The following is a 15,300-nucleotide window of genomic DNA, read 5'->3' as shown; positions in this document are numbered from 1 at the left end:
TGCGGGCGGCCCCGCCGGGCCTCGGCCGTCCGGCCGCCAGGGCACGGGGCGGCCGGCCGGTCCCGGTACGCCGAGGCTGGCGCGGGCCTGCTCGACGTAGCGGTCGCGGGCCTGCCGGAACTGGAGGTAGGCGTGCCCCCAGTCCTGTTCGTCCGGGGTGTCGACGCCCCTGGCCAGTGCCTCCAGCCGCCACAGGCTCCGGTCGACGGACTTCGACGCGGTGTTCGCCTCGGTGTCGCCGAGCAGGCCGAGGCTCTCGGAGAGCGCGGAGCGGCGGGATTCCAGCTGGGCGACCTCGGCGAGCAGTTCGGGGGTCGCCTCCGCCGGGACGGGTCCGCTGGTGAGGCCCCGGCCCGCGGCGAGCCGCTGGTAGTGGGCCGCCAGTTCCTTGACGACGTGGGCGTAGTCGGCGTACGCGGTCAGACGGCGGTCGTCCCAGCGGGCGGCCTGTTGCCGGCGCCATCGCGTCCGCTCGTTGGTGCTGGTCACCACGAATGAGGTGAGGGCCCCCAGGACGACGCCCGCGAGCGGAAGTATCTGGCTGGTCAGACTCACGAAGACCCCCCGGTCCAAGTAGCTCGGCGAGGAGACCATACGTTCCGCCGGACCGCCCGGCGCAACACCGCCCCCGTTGCGGCGCGCGGCGCCCGGGCGGAAATCCGTCTGCGCCGGGGACCTTCCGGAGGAACAATGCGGTCCATGAGTCACCTCTCCTTCCGTACGTCCCAGCGGCGGGCGCTCGCCCATGTCGCGACGCTCGCCTCCGGCCCGCCCGCCGACCCGTCGCTGCGGGTGACCCTGAACTTCCATCCGGACCGCCTGCTGGACGGCAGGCCGATGCTGGAGGTGATGGCGGAGACGGGGGTCTACGCCTCGCAATTCGTCACCGGCACCAGCAACGGCGGGATGACCGCGTTCCCGGGCGGGGACCGGTGGCGCTGGGAGAGCCGCATCTTCGACGGCGCGTACGACGAGGCCCCGGCCCACGAGCGGCCGGTGTACGGGGCGTGGAACTTCCGCCGCTACGAGGTGGGCGGGGCGCCCCGGTTCGGTTCCGCGCACTTCCGGCTGCGCGCCGAGGCGCTGGAGCGGACGACGTTCTGCTATCCGGACAGCTTCTGCGAGCCCACCGACTTCGGCGTCGCCGAACGGATGGGCCTGGTCGCCCTGGCACTGGCCGACGAGCAGGACGTGCTCGACGACTACATCGAGGCGCAGGTGCACGGGCCGGTCCGCCCGGACCGCCATGTGGAGGCGCTGGTGCTCGACCCGTGCCACCGGGACACGGCGGTGGAGGCCGCCGCGCGGCGCCTGGGCTGTCCGGTCGAGTACCACTCGGGATTCCGGCTCGGCGTGGACGAGTTGCGCCGGCATTCCGGCTATCGCGGGCAGGAGTACGTGGACCTGGGAGCGGCGATCGCCGTGGACGGGGTGCTGGACCCGTCGGCGGTGGCCGAGGCGGCCCGCGACGACCGCTTCGACCCGCAGGCCGTCAAGAAGGTGTGGCACTGCCTTGCCCGCTTCGGCCACCCCTGGGAGGGGCCCGGAACGGTGGCGGCGGAGCCGGGCGAGGCGGCCATGACGCATGGATAACCGGACAGAGTTCGCAGGTTCGGCCGAAAGTGGGGGGAATGGTCTGCGTGCGACGGGGAATCCGATGATCGAAGATCGTCGTGAGCGACGACCCCTGCCCCAGCCCTCGTAGCGGCTCGGGAGGGTCAGTTCAGTTGAGGAGGAGTTGGCTGTGCTGCTTCCCACGCCCGCAGACCTGCGTGCCGCGCTGTCCCGTTACGCCGATGCCGTGATCGAGGACGAGCGCCATTCCACCCCGGAGTCGGTACGGCGGCGCGAGGACACGGCGTACACCCTGTGCGTGATGACGGGCGTCAGCGAGGTGCGAGAGGCTCTGAGCACGGCGGACGCCCTGCTCAACCGGAACGTCGCCGAGGAGCCGGGGCACGCGGACCACTCGGGCGCCGTCCCGGTGTGAGGCTCCCCGCCCGGCGCAGGGGCGCGGCTCCCGTAAGGGGGCCGCGCCCCTGCGCGTGTGCGGGGCTTCCGGCGGGGTGCCGCGCTCAGGCGGTGTCCACCATCGCCGGACCCCAGGGTGCCGGGCCCGCTCCCTCGGCCCAGGCGGTGAGCGTGGCGCCGTCGACGCACTGGATGCCGCACGCCTCCGCGTACTCGAGGGCCGGTGCGGTGAACTCACTGGTGGTCACGACGGCGGCGAGCTGGGCGCCGTGCACCGTCCAGCAGGTGCCGCCGAAGCGCTGGAGGTCCTGGGAGCCCACCTTGTGCGCGGGGCCGTACTGCTTGCACTGGAGGACGACGCGCCGCCCGTCGGGCGCGGTGGCGAGGACGTCGGCGCCCAGGTCGCCGGCCCCGCCGACCACCTCGACGTCCCGGCAGCCGTCCCGCTCGCACAGGGCGGCCACGGCGGCCTCGAAGCCGTCGGGGTCGAGGGCGGCGAAGTCGGGGACCGGCGGCGGCAGCACTTCGGTGAGCCCGTCGCGCGCGCCGGCGGGCGACGGCAGGGTCACAGGAGCCGGGGCGGGCACGGTCTCCTCCGCCGGGGGCGGGGCCATGCCCGCGCGGGCGGCCCGGCGCAGTTCGCGGGCGCGCGGCATGGCGCGGAAGAGGACGTAGAGCACGGGCAGGGCGAGGAGCGCCAGCAGGACGGCGAGGACGGGGTGGGCCCCCGCCCAATGCGCGAACCGGACGAAGAGGAGGGCCGCCCCGCCGATCAGGGCACCGGCCAGGGCGAGGGTGAGCAGCGGCCCCCGGGTGGCGGGGTCGGGTGCGGCGCTTCTCGGTCTGCGTATCGGCACGGGGTCTCCTCGGCGGGTCGCGGACGTCATCGCCCGTCGTGTGCCCCGATTGCGCCCGTCCATGATCGGCCGGGGCGCCGGGCCGTGGTCGTCTCGCCGGGGCACGGAAGGGCCGGACCCGCTGCCGTGCGCGCGGGTCCGGCCCGGGGTCGGGTGCGGGCGCTCTACGTGGTCTGGGAGAGCGGCTTGGCGATGTCCTCCAGGGAGCGCTGTTCGGCGTCCACCGCGAGGAAGGCCGCGACGAGACCGGCCGCGCACATGAGCCCGGCGCCGATGGAGAACGCGAGGGCGGTGTCGCCGGGGACGCCCGACTCGGTGAGGTCGGCGAAGATCAGGGGGCCGCTGATCCCGCCGGCCGCCGTACCGATCGCGTAGAAGAAGGCGATGGCCATGGCCCGGGTCTCCATCGGGAACACCTCGGAGACCGTGAGGTAGGCGCTGCTGGCGCCGGCCGAGGCGAAGAACAGGACCACGCACCAGCAGGCGGTCAGGGTGTTGGCGGTCAGCGAGCCCCGGTCGAACAGCCAGGCCGTGATGAACAGCAGGATGCCCGGCAGGATGTAGGTGGTGGCGATCATGACGCGCCGTCCGATGGTGTCGAACAGCTTGCCCAGCACCAGCGGGCCGATGAAGTTGCCCGCCGCGATCACCGCGAAGTAGTAGCCGGTGTGGCCGCTCTCGACGTCGTAGAAGGTGGTGAGGATCGCGCCGAAGCCGAAGGTGATGGCGTTGTAGAGGAACGCCTGCCCGATGAAGAGGGAGAGGCCGAGCACCGCGCGCTTGGGGTAGCTGTGGAAGACGGTCTTGGCGATGAGCCCGAAGCCGATGCTCTTGCGTTCGTGGATGGTGATTTCGCCGGCCGGGGGCGGCAGTTTCTCGCCCTTCTCCTCCTGGATCTCCCGCTCGACGGAGTCGACCAGTTCGTCCGCCTGCTCGCCGTGGCCGTGGATGAACTGCCAGCGCGGGCTCTCCGGCACGTGCCGGCGCACGAGCAGGATCACCAGGCCGAGGACGACGCCGAGGGCGAAGGTGAGCCGCCAGCCGAGGTCCTTGGGGAAGTAGTCGGTGTTCAGCATGACGATCGACAGCAGGGCGCCGCCGACCGCGCCGAGCCAGTAGCTGCCGTTGATGATGAGGTCCACCCGGCCCCGGTACTTCGACGGGATGAGTTCGTCGATGGCCGAGTTGATCGCCGCGTACTCGCCGCCGATGCCGAAGCCGGTGAGGAAGCGGAAGAGGAAGAACCACCAGGCGCTGAACGAGAGACCGGTCATGGCGGTCGCGCCCAGGTAGACGGCCAGCGTCACCATGAACAGCTTCTTGCGGCCGTAGCGGTCGGTGAGCCAGCCGAAGAACAGCGCGCCGGTACAGGCGCCCGCCACGTAGAGGGCGGCGGCGAGCCCGGTGACCTGGGCGGAGGTGATGTCCAGGCCGGAGCCGTCCTCCGAGAGCCGGCTGGCGATGTTGCCGACCGTGGTGACTTCGAGGCCGTCGAGAATCCACACGGTGCCGAGGCCGATGACGATCATCCAGTGCCAGCGGGACCACGGCAGCCGGTCCAGCCGGGCCGGGACGGCGGTGGTGATGGTGCCGAGTCCGGAGTCGCCCGGCGCCGCCGCCTCCTCGCGCCGCTCGCGCTCCCGGTCACCTCTTCCGCGCGGGCGCCGTTCCCGGTCGCCGGGGCCCTCCGATGCGGCGGGGGTCGTCAAGGCAGCTCCTCCTCGTCGGGGCGGGTGCGTCCCTGCGGGGCCGCAGGGCATTCAATATCCGCCGGTTGCCCCCGCCACCGCCGCCGCACACGCGGTGACTGGTCCACACGGGTTGCGCAGCCGGGCGGGTGACGGTGTGTCGGCCCGCGCCACCCGTTCGGCCGCGTTCGGGAATAGCGGGGGCCGGGGGCTGTTGTCTCCGGCATGACTACGCAGACACGTGAGACGTTCGGCCGGGTCGGCATCTGGAACGGCGCGCTGAACGCGTCGCAGGCCGATGACGACGGGAAGAAGGCGATCGCGGCGGCGGCCGCGGAGATCGAGGCACTGGGCTTCGGAGCGCTGTGGATCGGCGCCAGCCCCTCCCCCGACGACGCCGCCACGGTCCTGGAGGCGACCCGCACCCTCACCGTCGCGACCGGCATCCTGAGCATCTGGAACCACACCGCCGAGGAGGTGGCGGCCCGGATCGCGTCGCTCGACCCGGCGGCCCGGGACCGCTTCGTGCTCGGCCTGGGCGTCAGCCACGGCGCCCTCGCCCCGCAGTACGCGAAGCCGTACAGCGCGATGGTGGAGTACCTCGACGCGCTGGACGCCGCCGACCCGTCCGTGGGGCCCGGCCGCCGGGTGCTGGCGGCGCTCGGCCCCAAGATGCTGCGGCTCGCCTCGGACCGGGCGCTGGGCGCCCACCCCTACCTCGTCACCGCGGCCCACACGGCCGAGGCGCGCGAGGCGCTGGGCCCGGACGCCCTGCTCGCCCCCGAGCTGACCGTCGTGCTCGACACGGACCTCGACCGGGCCCGCGCCACGGCGCGCGCCATGCTGGCGATGTACCTCCAGTTGCCCAACTACACCGGCAACCTGCTGCGCCTCGGCTTCACGGAGGGTGACTTCGCGGGCGGCGGCAGCGAGCGCCTGCTGGACGCCCTCTTCGCGCTCGGTGACGCCGGGCGCGTGAAGGCGCGGGCGGCCGAGTACTTCGCGGCGGGCGCCGACCACGTCGCGCTCCAGGTGGTCACGGCGGAGCGGAGCGCGATGACCCTGCCGCTGGCCGAGTACCGCGCGCTCGCCGACGCGTTCGCCGACGAGCTGTAGCCGCGGCCGTCCGCGCCGCGTAGCCGAGCCCCGGTCCGTCCCCTGTGCGGACCGGGGCTCTTGCGTGGGCGGTGCCCCGCTCGTACATTATGAACATGTTCAGTGAACCTGTTCAGCCAACGCGTGCGACGCAGAAACGGCGGACCGCCGCCCGCGTCGTGGAGGCCGCCGCCCAGCTCTTCACGGAGCACGGCTTCCAGGACACGACGGTGCGCCGGATCGCCGCCCGGGCGGGGGTGTCGGTCGGCGCGGTGATGGCGGTCGGCGACAAGGAGTCGCTGCTGGGTTTGGTGTACGACCAGGCCATCGCGGACCGCATCCCGGCCCCGCCCGCGCCCGTGGAGGGAGGGCGGGCGCCGGACGCCGCCGAGTACCTGGCCCACTACTTCGACCCGTTCCTGGCGCTGTTCGCGGAGAACGACGAGCTGGCTCGCGCGTACTTCCGGACGCTGGCGCGCGGCAGGCCGGAGAACGCGGCTCTGGGCACGCTGCGCACCCTCACCGAGGACAACCTGAAGGCCGCGCTGGTGAACGCGGGGATGCCCGAGGTGCGCGCCCGGCTCGGCGCGCAGGTGATGTTCGCGGGCTACCTGGGCGAGTTGATGCTGCTCGCCACCCGGACGACCGACCCCGAGCAGACGGCGGCGCGACTCGCGTCCACCGCCCGCTTCATCGCCGCCCAGGAAGGACGCGACCGATGACTCTCTCCGAACTCCCCTCCCCCGTCTGGCCGGTGGTGGTCCTGCTGGTCATCCAGGCCGGTGACGCGGCGATGATGCTGCGCCCGCCCCGGTTCGTCGCCGACTGCCTGGACGGCGTCCGGCTGCCGCGCGACTGGTGGTGGCTGCTGACCACCGCGAAGACGGCGTCGGTGGCGGGCCTGGTGGCGGGTTTCTGGATACCCGGTGTCGCCATGACGACGACCGCGGCCGTGGTGGTGTACTTCCTCGCGGCCGCCGCCGCGCACATCCGCGCCCGGGCGCTGGGCAGGACGTTCTGGGTGAACTGCCTCGGACTGCTGACGGTGTCGCTTGCGGTCCTGGTGGGCAGTTTCGTACGGGTGTGAGGCGGGCCGCCGCCCCGGCTCGGGTAGGCGTGAGGCGGGCCGCCGCCCCGGCTCGGGGAAGTGTGCGGCGGGCCGCCGCCGCCCGGCCCGGGAAACGGCGGCGGCCCGGTGATCAGGTCGTGTAGTCGGCGTTGACGCGGATGTAGCCGGCGGACAGGTCGCAGCCGTACACCGTCGCCTCCGCCGTGCCGGTCCCGAGTGTGACGGCGATGTCCACCTCGTCCCGGCGCATGAGGTCCGCCAGGCGGTCGAGGGTGTCGGCCTCGGGCTCGTCCGGGTACACGGCGATGTCGCCGAACCTGACGGTGACGGCGCCGGGCACGATGTCGGTGTCCCCGGTGTTCTTGCCGATGGCCATGAGGACGCGCCCCCAGTTGGGGTCGGCGCCGTGCACGGCGGTCTTGACCAGCGGCGAGTTGACCACGCTCTTGGCGACCCGCTTGGCCTGGGCCCGGTCGCGGGCACCACCCACGGTGACCCTGAGGAGCTTGGTGGCCCCCTCGCCGTCGCCCGCCAGTTGCAGGGTGAGATCCAGGCACAGGTCGGCCAGCGCATCGGCGAACAGGGCCGGATCGACCGCCCCGGCGGCTCCGTTGGCGATGAGGGCCACGGTGTCGGAGGTGGAGGTGTCGGTGTCGACGCTCAGACAGTTGAACGTGCGGTCCACCGCCCCGCGCAGCGCCGCGTCCAGGTCGTCCGGTGACAGCTCGGCGTCGGTGAACACGTAGGCCAGCATCGTGGCCATGTCGGGCTCCAGCATGCCGACCCCCTTGGCGACGCCCACGAGGCGGGCCCCTCCCACGGTGCGGGTGGCGGTCTTGGGGCGGGTGTCGGTGGTCATCATCGCGCGGGCCACGTCCAGCGGCCCGGCTGTGAACGCCGCCACGCCGCGCCCGGCGGTGCGGTCGAAGTGCGGGAGGATGGTGGACATCGGCAGGGGGCGGCCGATGACCCCGGTGGACCCGATGAGCACCTCGCCCTCGGGGACGCCGAGGATTCCGGCGACCCGGCGGACGACCTCGGCGGCGTTCCGCTCCCCCTCGCGCCCGGTGGCGACATTGGCGTTCTGCGCCAGTGTGGTCACGGCGCGCAGCCGCCGCCCGGCGGCGTTCCGGCGGCTGAGCACCACGGCCGGGCCCGCGAAGAGGCTCCGCGTGAACACGGCGGCGCTCACCGCCGGCCGGTCCGAGGCGACGATCGAGATGTCGTCCCCGTGCTCGCGCAGCCCACCGTGTCCGGTGTACGCGAGGAAGCCCGTGGGCCAGGTCGGGGCTCCGGGGTCAGCACCCCGGGTCACTGCATGATCATGCGTCATGAGGCATACTTTTGCAGGGCGGGCACCGCGCTGTCCACCGGATTCCCCGACGGTCCACCCGGCCGCCGAAGAAGGCACACCTTGCCGCGTTCAACACATGAACGCGGTGCGCGCCATTGACATGCCCATTGCTCTATCGCTTTTATGGCGCCGGGTCGCGGCCCGCCCCGCCACGGGCGAACGAGCGGGCGCGGCGACCTCCGCATCCCCGTCCCCCACGCCACAGGAGGCGCGGCGCACGACGCGAAATGGGAGCGCTCCCATCGCAGCTCGCGCGCCGGTGCCGTGCCTCCGAGAGAGGAAACAGCACCGTGCCTCACCCTCTCCACACCCTCCGAAGAGCCGCGAGAACGGTCGCCGCCGGCGCGGTGGCCCTGCTCCTGCCCCTCGCCGGTGCCGCGACGGCCTCCGCCGACCAGGCCGCCGAGGCCACCGCCGGGGCCGGCTACTGGCACACCAGCGGACGGCAGATCCTGGACTCCGGCGACCAGCCGGTCCGGATCGCCGGCATCAACTGGTTCGGCTTCGAGACCGCCAACTACGTGGCCCACGGACTGTGGTCACGCGACTACAAGAGCATGATCGACCAGATGCGGTCGCTCGGCTACAACACGATCAGGCTGCCGTACAGCGACGACATCTTCACCGGCACCGACCCCGCGAGCGTCAACTTCTCCGGCGGCATGAACAGCGATCTCCAGGGCCTCGACTCGCTCCAGGTCATGGACCGGATCGTGGACCACGCCGGCAGCGTCGGCATGAAGGTCATCCTGGACCGGCACCGGCCGGACTCGGCGGGTCAGTCGGCGCTCTGGTACACCGCTGCCGTCCCCGAGTCCACCTGGCTGGCCAACCTCAAGAAGATCGCCGCGCGGTACGCGGGCAACGACGCGGTGGTCGGCATCGACCTGCACAACGAACCCCACGACCCCGCGTGCTGGGGCTGCGGCGACACCACGAAGGACTGGCGCCTGGCGGCACAGCGCGGCGGTGAGGCCGTGCTGTCGGCCAACCCGGACCTGCTGATCTTCGTCGAGGGCGTGCAGACGTTCGACGGGGTCTCCGGCTGGTGGGGCGGCAACCTGATGGGGGTCGCCCAGTACCCGGTGGAGCTGAGCGTGCCGCACCGCGTGGTGTACTCGGCGCACGACTACGCGACCAGCGTCGCCCAGCAGCCGTGGTTCACCGACGCCTCCTTCCCCGACAACATGCCCGGCGTCTGGGACAAGTACTGGGGCTACATCTTCAAGCAGAACATCGCCCCGGTGTGGGTCGGCGAGTTCGGCACCACGCTCCAGTCCGCCACCGACCAGAAGTGGCTCAAGGCCCTGGCCGACTACCTGCGGCCCACCAGCGAGTACGGGGGCGACAGCTTCTCCTGGACCTTCTGGTCCTGGAACCCGAACTCCGGCGACACCGGGGGCATCCTCAAGGACGACTGGACCTCGGTCGACACCGTGAAGGACGGCTACCTGGCGAGCATCAAGGCGCCCGGCTTCGGCAACGGCACGGGCAACGGCGGCGGCGACGACACCGAGGCACCCACCGCCCCGGCCGGCCTCACCGTCACCGGAACCACCGCGTCCTCCGTCTCCCTGTCCTGGCGGGCCGCGTCCGACGACACCGGAGTCACCGGCTACGACGTGTACCGGGGGGCCACCAAGGTCGGCACCACCACCGGCACCACGTACACGGACACCGGACTGGCGGCCGGCACCTCGTACACCTACGCCGTCCGGGCCCGCGACGCCGCCGGCCACACCTCGGCGCCCTCGGCGTCCGTCACCGCCACCACCACCGCAGCCAGCGGGAACACCGACTGCAAGGCCACGTACACGGTGAACGGCGACTGGGGCAGCGGCTTCGGGGTGGACGTCACCGTCACCAACACGGGCACCTCGGCCGCCACCTCATGGAAGCTGACCTGGACCTACGGCGGCGACCAGAAGATCACCAACATGTGGAACGCCGCCTACACCCAGACCGGCGCATCGGTCACCGTCACCAGCACCGACTACAACGGGAGCCTCGCGGCCGGCGCACACACCAGCTTCGGTTTCCAGGGGACGCCCGCGGCCGGTGCCGTCCCGGCCGTCAGCTGCACCCTCTCCTGACCGGCCCCGCGCACGATCCGCTCCATGACAGGAGCACCGCAGCCCGCCCCCGTGGCGGGCTGCACCCCATTCGGGACACCCCTCCCGGCGCATCCTCGACCAGCGGATACCGCCCGAAACCGCTCGGCTAGCATGATCCCACCCCGGCGACGACCCTCATCGCCCCGCACCCCGTGCCGTACGGCATGAAGAGCGACCCAGTTGACCAGAACCCAGGACATCGGCCAGAGAATTGATACCTAAAGCATCGCGGGACGCGCCCGCGGACCGCCGAATACCGTTCGCCGCCCTGCGCCGACCGCGGGTTCTCCTGTGGTCGGCGGCAGGAGCGGTGACCCTCGCCTTCCTCGTCGCCCTGGAGATCGCCGCCCGCCACTACGGCCTGCCGGGCCCGGTGACCACGCAGGTCCAGGAGCTGGTCGTCGCCCCCCAGTCCGGGTTCCTGCTGTACGCCAGCATGGGGCTGATGATGGTGGTGCTCACCTGGCGGCAGCGGCTCATCGCGCTCGGTGTCGCGCTCGGCATCGACGCCGTCATCGCACTGATCCGGCTGGTGGCCGACGCCCCCGTCACCGACGGCCACCCCTTCGGCACCGGCGCGCTGTGGGTGATCGTGGGGGTCACGGTGATCGCCCTCACCCGCCGCACGGGCCCGGAGCGGATGCTGCTGCTCAAGGGGGTCGGCCTGGGGCTGCTGCTGGTGGCGGGCCGCAAGACCGGGGACACCTGGCTGCTCATCACGTCGAAGACCCGCCCGCTGGTGCTCGACCAGTACCTGGCCAACGCCGACCGGGCGTTCGGCAACCCGTCCTGGGCGGTGGGCCGCCTCGTCGAGGCGACCGGACCGGCCGGCGACTTCTTCCTCGACTCCATCTATACGCAGCTGCCCGTCGCCGCCGTCTGCGTCGCGGTGTACCAGCTGCGCCACGTGGCCCGCGACCGCGTCTTCCCCGGCCACCACCTGGTGCGCACCTTCCTGGTGATCGGCCTGGTCGGCCCCGCCATCTACATGATCTTCCCGGTGGTCGGCCCCATCTTCGCGTTCGGCTCGGACGGCGGGCACTGGGCGATGGCCGATCTCTGGCCCGACACCGCCGTGCCGGTCGGCACCCCGCATCACATGCCGTTCGACGAGATCACCCCGCGCAACTGCATGCCGAGTCTGCACACCGCCTGGGCGACCGCGATCTACATCCACTCCCGCCGGGGCCCGAAGTTCCTCCGGTACGCGGGCACCTTCTGGCTGGTCGCCACGCTCGCCGCGACCCTGGGCTTCGGCTACCACTACGGCGCGGACCTCGTCGCCGGTGTGGTCTTCACGCTGACCCTCGAAGTCGGGGTGCGCGCCTTCGACCGCGGCTGGGACCGCTCGGCCGTCCTGCTGGTCGTCCACGGCACGGTGGTCTTCTCCGTGCTGCTGGTGGCGTACCGCTACCTGTCGCTGGAGATGGCCCACTACCCGTGGCTGTACGGTCCGCTGTTCCTCCTGGCGATGGGTTCGGTGATCTACGGCTACGTACGGATCGTGCGGCGCTGGGAGCCGAAGGCGGCGCCGCTCGCCCAGCTGGAGCCGCAGCCCGGGATGGCGTGAGCCCCGCCCGTCCCCCGATAACGTGGACCCGTACCACCCCGCCGGCTCGTTGGCCGGCGGGGTGGTGTCGTCAGAGCCGCAGCCGAGCCCCGGACAGGAGCCGTACGCCGTGATCGCATTCGACCGGTTCACCGACGCGCTGGACTACCCGATGTACGTGGTGACCGCCGAGGCCGACGGGGAGCGGGCCGGCTGTCTGGTCGGTTTCGGTTCGCAGTGCTCGATGCGGCCCGTCCGGTTCATGGTCTGGCTCTCGGAGCTGAACCGCACCTGCCGGGTCGCCTCGCGGGCCGGCCGGCTCGCCGTCCATCTCCTGCGCCGCGACCAGGAGGAGCTGGCGCACGTCTTCGGCGGCGAGACCGGTGACCGTACGGACAAGTTCGCGCAGGTCGCCTGGCGGGCCGGCCCGGGCGGGGTGCCGGTGCTGGAGGAGGCGCCCGCCTGGTTCACCGGACGCGTCGTGGAACGGTTCCCCGGGCACGGGGACCACGTGGGGTTCCTGCTCGCCCCCGAGGAGGTCCATCACCCGGCGGACGGGGACTTCCCGTTCCTCCCCCTCAGCGCGGCGATCGGCATTCCGCCCGGTCACCCGGTGGACTGACGGCGGCCGGGCGCCGTGCTCAGGCGCCGGCGCCCCACGCGTCGAGCGCCGGCAGCACCGTCTCCGCGACCCGCAGCAGCACCTCGTCGTTCGGGACGCGCCCGTCCGAGCGCCACAGGGCCACGCCGAAGGAGCCGCCGCTGTCCGCGGCGTCCAGGGCGACGGTGAGGGCGCGTACCGGGACGCCCGGCCCGGTGCTGGAGTCCTTGCCGTCGAGGCGGAACCTGATGCTGATCGTCCGGTCCGAGTAGAGGTAGGCGGGGCGGCCGAGGAACGTCCGTTTCCCCGCGGCCGGCAGATACGCGCCGGACCCCGCCACCGGCGACCCGTCATAGGTGGCCGACACGCTCACGGTGTACGTGTCGAACTTCACCTCCGCCGAGGGGCTGGCGAAGTCGGCGCCGAGCAGGCCGAAGGAGCCGTCGTCGCCGTTCGCGCTCTTCGCGGTCTCGTCCGGGGTGCCGAGGAGCGCGGCGAGGTCCGCCCGGTTCAGCGCCTGGCACAGCCGCGCCCCGGTGACCTGCGCAGTGCCGTCCTTCGACGTCCGCGGCGGGCTCGACGGTGCCTCGGTGGAGCAGGTGGCGGGCGCGCGTGCCGCCGTGCTCTCGGCGGCCGAGTTCTTCGCCACCAGCCAGAACGCTCCTGCGAGCATGCCCACGAGCACCAGGGCGGTGACCGCCTGGCTCCACGGTCCCGGCGCTCTTTCGGACGTCCCGTCAGCTACGGCCATGTCCCCCACCCGTGTCGGTCTCCCCGTATGTGCTCGGGGACCGTAGCGCGTGATGATCTTGGTGACAACCGGGTTGCGCGGGTGCGGGAGGGACGGGGGTCTCGGGCGCCGTGGTCCGGCCCGGCCGGAGGGGTGCGGGTTTCAGGGAGCTGAAAGTTCTCACCCGCGCGGCGCAATCACCGCAGCTCGGCGGATTCTTCACTGGAGTGGACCACAGGGACCGGCCCGGAACCCTTTACGGCACAGTGGTTTCATGCGTCACTCATGACGTGTCCCCGTCAAAGTGGTGGTTCCGCCGCACTTTCTGACAGGCCGTCCCCGAAACCCGTCGCTAGGCTCGGAACCACCCCACATGCTACGCGAGTAGACGACCCCCGCTCACTCCCTGGAGGCTCCGTTGTTATCCATTCGCAGCCGCAGACCCGCACTCCGCAAGCTGACGGCCCTCGGGGCCGCCGGTCTGGGCATGGTGCTCATCCCCACCGTCGCGACGACGCCCGCCGTGGCCGACCCGGTCCCCGCGTCGGCCACCGCCATTCCCCTCGGTGACGGATACATGGGCGCCGGCTATCTCGCCGACGGCAAGAAGTTCGCCCCGGACACCCGGCAGCTCGACCTCACCCCGGAGACCGAGTCCTCCGCGCTGGCGACCACGCTCCCCGGCATCGACGTCTCGCACTACCAGGGCTCGATCAACTGGTCGAAGGTGAAGGCCGCGGGCATCAGGTTCGCCTACATCAAGGCGACCGAGGCCACCTCCTACAAGGACCCCAACTTCAACACCAACTATCTCAACGCCTACAACGCCAAGGTCATCCGGGGCGCTTATCACTTCGCGCGCCCCAACCTGTCCAGCGGCGCCACCCAGGCCGCGTACTTCGCGAGCCACGGCGGCGGCTGGTCGCGCGACAACCTGACCCTCCCCGGGATGCTCGACCTGGAGGGCGGCTGCTACGGCAAGTCGGCCTCGGCCATGCAGTCGTGGATTCTGGACTTCTACAACACCTACAAGGCCAAGACGGGCCGCGACGTCGTCATCTACACCAGCGCGAGCTGGTGGAACTCCTGCACGGGTGGCTGGAGCGGCATGTCCGCGCGCAGCCCGCTGTTCACCGCGCACTGGACGACCGCGTCGAGCCCCGCGATCCCGAAGGGCTTCCCCTACTGGACCTTCTGGCAGTACACCGACTCCGGTTCGGTGAGCGGCATCTCCGGAGCCGTGGACCGCGACCGGTTCAACGGCGACGCCAGCCGCCTGCTGGCGCTGGCCAACAACACCTGACCGGCCGCTGAGCCGCCGGCCCGACGGAGGGCGGCCACCGGGTGAGGGCTTCGGCCCGCACCGGGTGGCCGCCCTCCCGCGTCAGCGGCAGGCCGGCCGCGCCTCGTCACGCGGAGGTCCCGGACGGCTCAGCGCAGGATGCCTGCCTGCCGGGCGGCCTTCAGCCAGGACGGGAACTCCGAGAGCAGCCGGTCGTACAGCTCCTCGTCGGAGACCTTCTCGATGTCGTCCACGGCGAAGAAGCCGACGTTGTCCACGCGGCGGCCCGGCATGGTGTCGAATCGCTCCAGGACCCCGTAGCCGGCCCGGCCGAGACCGATGAACTGCCAGAACACGGGCTCCTCCACGGCCGCGCGCAGCTCGCGTTCGATCTCGTCGTTGCGGTACACACCGCCGTCCGAGAAGAACAGCACGAGCGTCGGCTCGGGCACCGGGTGGGCGCGTACGTAGTCGCGCACCTCGGCGATGACCTTCTGCTCCTCGTTCTGGATGCCGACCGCGCGCATGTCCACCTGTCCGGGGAGCAGCCCCTTCTGCGGCTTCCTGCGGCCGAACAGGGCGACCTGCCCCACCCGTACGTGCAGCCGCAGCCACTCGGGCAGGTCACCGATGGTGAGGTCGGGCAGCCGGGCCGGGTGGGAGGCGAAGGTCCACGCCTGCATCTGGCCGTCGTCGTCGAGCTGGGCGGCGACGGCCGCCATGCGCTCGGTGACGCCGGCGACGGTGCCGCGCGTGTAGAGGCCGCCCATCGAACCGGAGGCGTCGAGGACGAGGACGACCCGGGCGGTCAGCCGTCCGAGGCCGTGCTTGTCGAGGCTGACGGCCACCTGCCGCTTGCGCAGGGACAGCCGCTTGCGCATGTCCGGCGGCAGCCGTTCCTCGCCCCTGGTCGGGCGCGGTGACGCGCCGTCCCCCGGCCCGGCGGGCGCCGGGGGCACGGGCGGGGGCGGCGGCAGGTGGGCGGGCGCG

General features: G+C 72.2%; 15 protein-coding genes. 9 read left to right on the top strand and 6 right to left on the bottom strand.

Translation table 11 applies throughout. From position 1 onward, the window contains the following. The coding region (locus MHW47_RS20805; protein ID WP_239225291.1) for a hypothetical protein at positions 1–489 on the bottom strand (489 nt) is incomplete at its 3' end. Between the two features lie 210 nt (positions 490–699). Here MHW47_RS20805 and MHW47_RS20800 point away from each other — a divergent pair. Beyond that, on the top strand, positions 700–1,593 hold the full coding sequence (locus MHW47_RS20800; RefSeq protein WP_239225290.1) for a DUF3626 domain-containing protein: 894 nt from the start codon (positions 700–702) through the stop codon (positions 1,591–1,593). 151 nt (positions 1,594–1,744) lie between these two features. Continuing rightward, positions 1,745–1,990: a DUF5133 domain-containing protein gene (locus MHW47_RS20795; protein ID WP_239225289.1), complete on the top strand. Its 246-nt coding sequence runs from the start codon at positions 1,745–1,747 to the stop codon at positions 1,988–1,990. A gap of 85 nt (positions 1,991–2,075) precedes the next feature. Here MHW47_RS20795 and MHW47_RS20790 read toward each other — a convergent pair whose 3' ends face one another. Then, positions 2,076–2,828 (bottom strand): restriction endonuclease, encoded by a 753-nt coding sequence (locus MHW47_RS20790; RefSeq protein ID WP_239225288.1) that lies wholly within the window; start codon positions 2,826–2,828, stop codon positions 2,076–2,078. 164 nt (positions 2,829–2,992) lie between these two features. Continuing rightward, complete coding sequence (locus MHW47_RS20785; RefSeq protein ID WP_239225287.1) at positions 2,993–4,537, bottom strand: MFS transporter; 1,545 nt, start codon at positions 4,535–4,537, stop codon at positions 2,993–2,995. A 204-nt stretch (positions 4,538–4,741) separates the two neighbouring features. On the opposite strand from MHW47_RS20785, the gene MHW47_RS20780 reads away from it, so the two are divergent. The 3 genes from MHW47_RS20780 to MHW47_RS20770 all read left to right on the top strand — a co-directional run bounded on the left by MHW47_RS20780 (position 4,742) and on the right by MHW47_RS20770 (position 6,698). Next, positions 4,742–5,632 (top strand): TIGR03620 family F420-dependent LLM class oxidoreductase, encoded by an 891-nt coding sequence (locus tag MHW47_RS20780; protein WP_239225286.1) that lies wholly within the window; start codon positions 4,742–4,744, stop codon positions 5,630–5,632. Positions 5,633–5,727: 95 nt separating this feature from the next. Continuing rightward, positions 5,728–6,333 (top strand): TetR/AcrR family transcriptional regulator, encoded by a 606-nt coding sequence (locus tag MHW47_RS20775; protein WP_239225285.1) that lies wholly within the window; start codon positions 5,728–5,730, stop codon positions 6,331–6,333. Next, positions 6,330–6,698, top strand: a complete 369-nt coding sequence (locus tag MHW47_RS20770) for a DoxX family protein (RefSeq protein WP_239225284.1) — start codon at positions 6,330–6,332, stop codon at positions 6,696–6,698. Before MHW47_RS20775 ends, MHW47_RS20770 begins: the two co-directional genes overlap by 4 nt. 112 nt (positions 6,699–6,810) lie before the next feature. Here MHW47_RS20770 and argJ read toward each other — a convergent pair whose 3' ends face one another. Next, on the bottom strand, positions 6,811–8,013 hold the full coding sequence (gene argJ, locus MHW47_RS20765) for a bifunctional glutamate N-acetyltransferase/amino-acid acetyltransferase ArgJ (RefSeq protein WP_374230120.1): 1,203 nt from the start codon (positions 8,011–8,013) through the stop codon (positions 6,811–6,813). A gap of 311 nt (positions 8,014–8,324) precedes the next feature. Between argJ and MHW47_RS20760 the strand changes: the two genes are divergently transcribed. The 3 genes from MHW47_RS20760 (at position 8,325) to MHW47_RS20750 (ending at position 12,319) form a co-directional block, all read left to right on the top strand. Next, a complete protein-coding gene (locus MHW47_RS20760) occupies positions 8,325–10,127 on the top strand; it encodes a cellulase family glycosylhydrolase (RefSeq protein ID WP_239225282.1) in 1,803 nt (600 codons plus the stop codon). A 289-nt stretch (positions 10,128–10,416) separates the two neighbouring features. Then, entirely contained in the window at positions 10,417–11,718 is a 1,302-nt protein-coding gene (locus tag MHW47_RS20755; RefSeq protein ID WP_374230121.1) for a DUF5933 domain-containing protein, read from the top strand. A 109-nt stretch (positions 11,719–11,827) separates the two neighbouring features. Then, positions 11,828–12,319 carry a flavin reductase family protein gene (locus MHW47_RS20750; RefSeq protein ID WP_239225280.1) on the top strand — a complete coding sequence of 164 codons (492 nt, stop codon included), beginning with the start codon at positions 11,828–11,830 and terminating at the stop codon, positions 12,317–12,319. 19 nt (positions 12,320–12,338) lie between these two features. Here the strand turns inward: MHW47_RS20750 and MHW47_RS20745 are convergent, their stop codons facing one another. Continuing rightward, on the bottom strand, positions 12,339–13,049 hold the full coding sequence (locus tag MHW47_RS20745; protein WP_239225279.1) for a DUF6215 domain-containing protein: 711 nt from the start codon (positions 13,047–13,049) through the stop codon (positions 12,339–12,341). A gap of 397 nt (positions 13,050–13,446) precedes the next feature. On the opposite strand from MHW47_RS20745, the gene MHW47_RS20740 reads away from it, so the two are divergent. Continuing rightward, positions 13,447–14,331, top strand: a complete 885-nt coding sequence (locus MHW47_RS20740; protein WP_239225278.1) for a GH25 family lysozyme — start codon at positions 13,447–13,449, stop codon at positions 14,329–14,331. A gap of 128 nt (positions 14,332–14,459) precedes the next feature. Here MHW47_RS20740 and MHW47_RS20735 read toward each other — a convergent pair. Then, on the bottom strand, positions 14,460–15,300 hold an 841-nt coding region (locus MHW47_RS20735; protein ID WP_239225277.1), incomplete at its 5' end, for a VWA domain-containing protein.

This window comes from Streptomyces sp. OfavH-34-F (assembly GCF_022347745.1).
Lineage (GTDB): Bacteria > Actinomycetota > Actinomycetes > Streptomycetales > Streptomycetaceae > Streptomyces.
Note: the sequence above shows the minus strand (reverse complement) of the source record. Positions and strands in the feature narration are given on the sequence as shown.

Coding starts and splice junctions, on each gene's coding strand:
- MHW47_RS20780 (WP_239225286.1), top strand. CDS start 4,742: ATGACTACGCAGACACGTGAGACGTTCGGCCGGGTCGGCATCTGGAAC.
- MHW47_RS20775 (WP_239225285.1), top strand. CDS start 5,728: ATGTTCAGTGAACCTGTTCAGCCAACGCGTGCGACGCAGAAACGGCGG.
- MHW47_RS20745 (WP_239225279.1), bottom strand. CDS start 13,049: ATGGCCGTAGCTGACGGGACGTCCGAAAGAGCGCCGGGACCGTGGAGC.
- MHW47_RS20770 (WP_239225284.1), top strand. CDS start 6,330: ATGACTCTCTCCGAACTCCCCTCCCCCGTCTGGCCGGTGGTGGTCCTG.
- MHW47_RS20800 (WP_239225290.1), top strand. CDS start 700: ATGAGTCACCTCTCCTTCCGTACGTCCCAGCGGCGGGCGCTCGCCCAT.
- argJ (WP_374230120.1), bottom strand. CDS start 8,013: ATGACGCATGATCATGCAGTGACCCGGGGTGCTGACCCCGGAGCCCCG.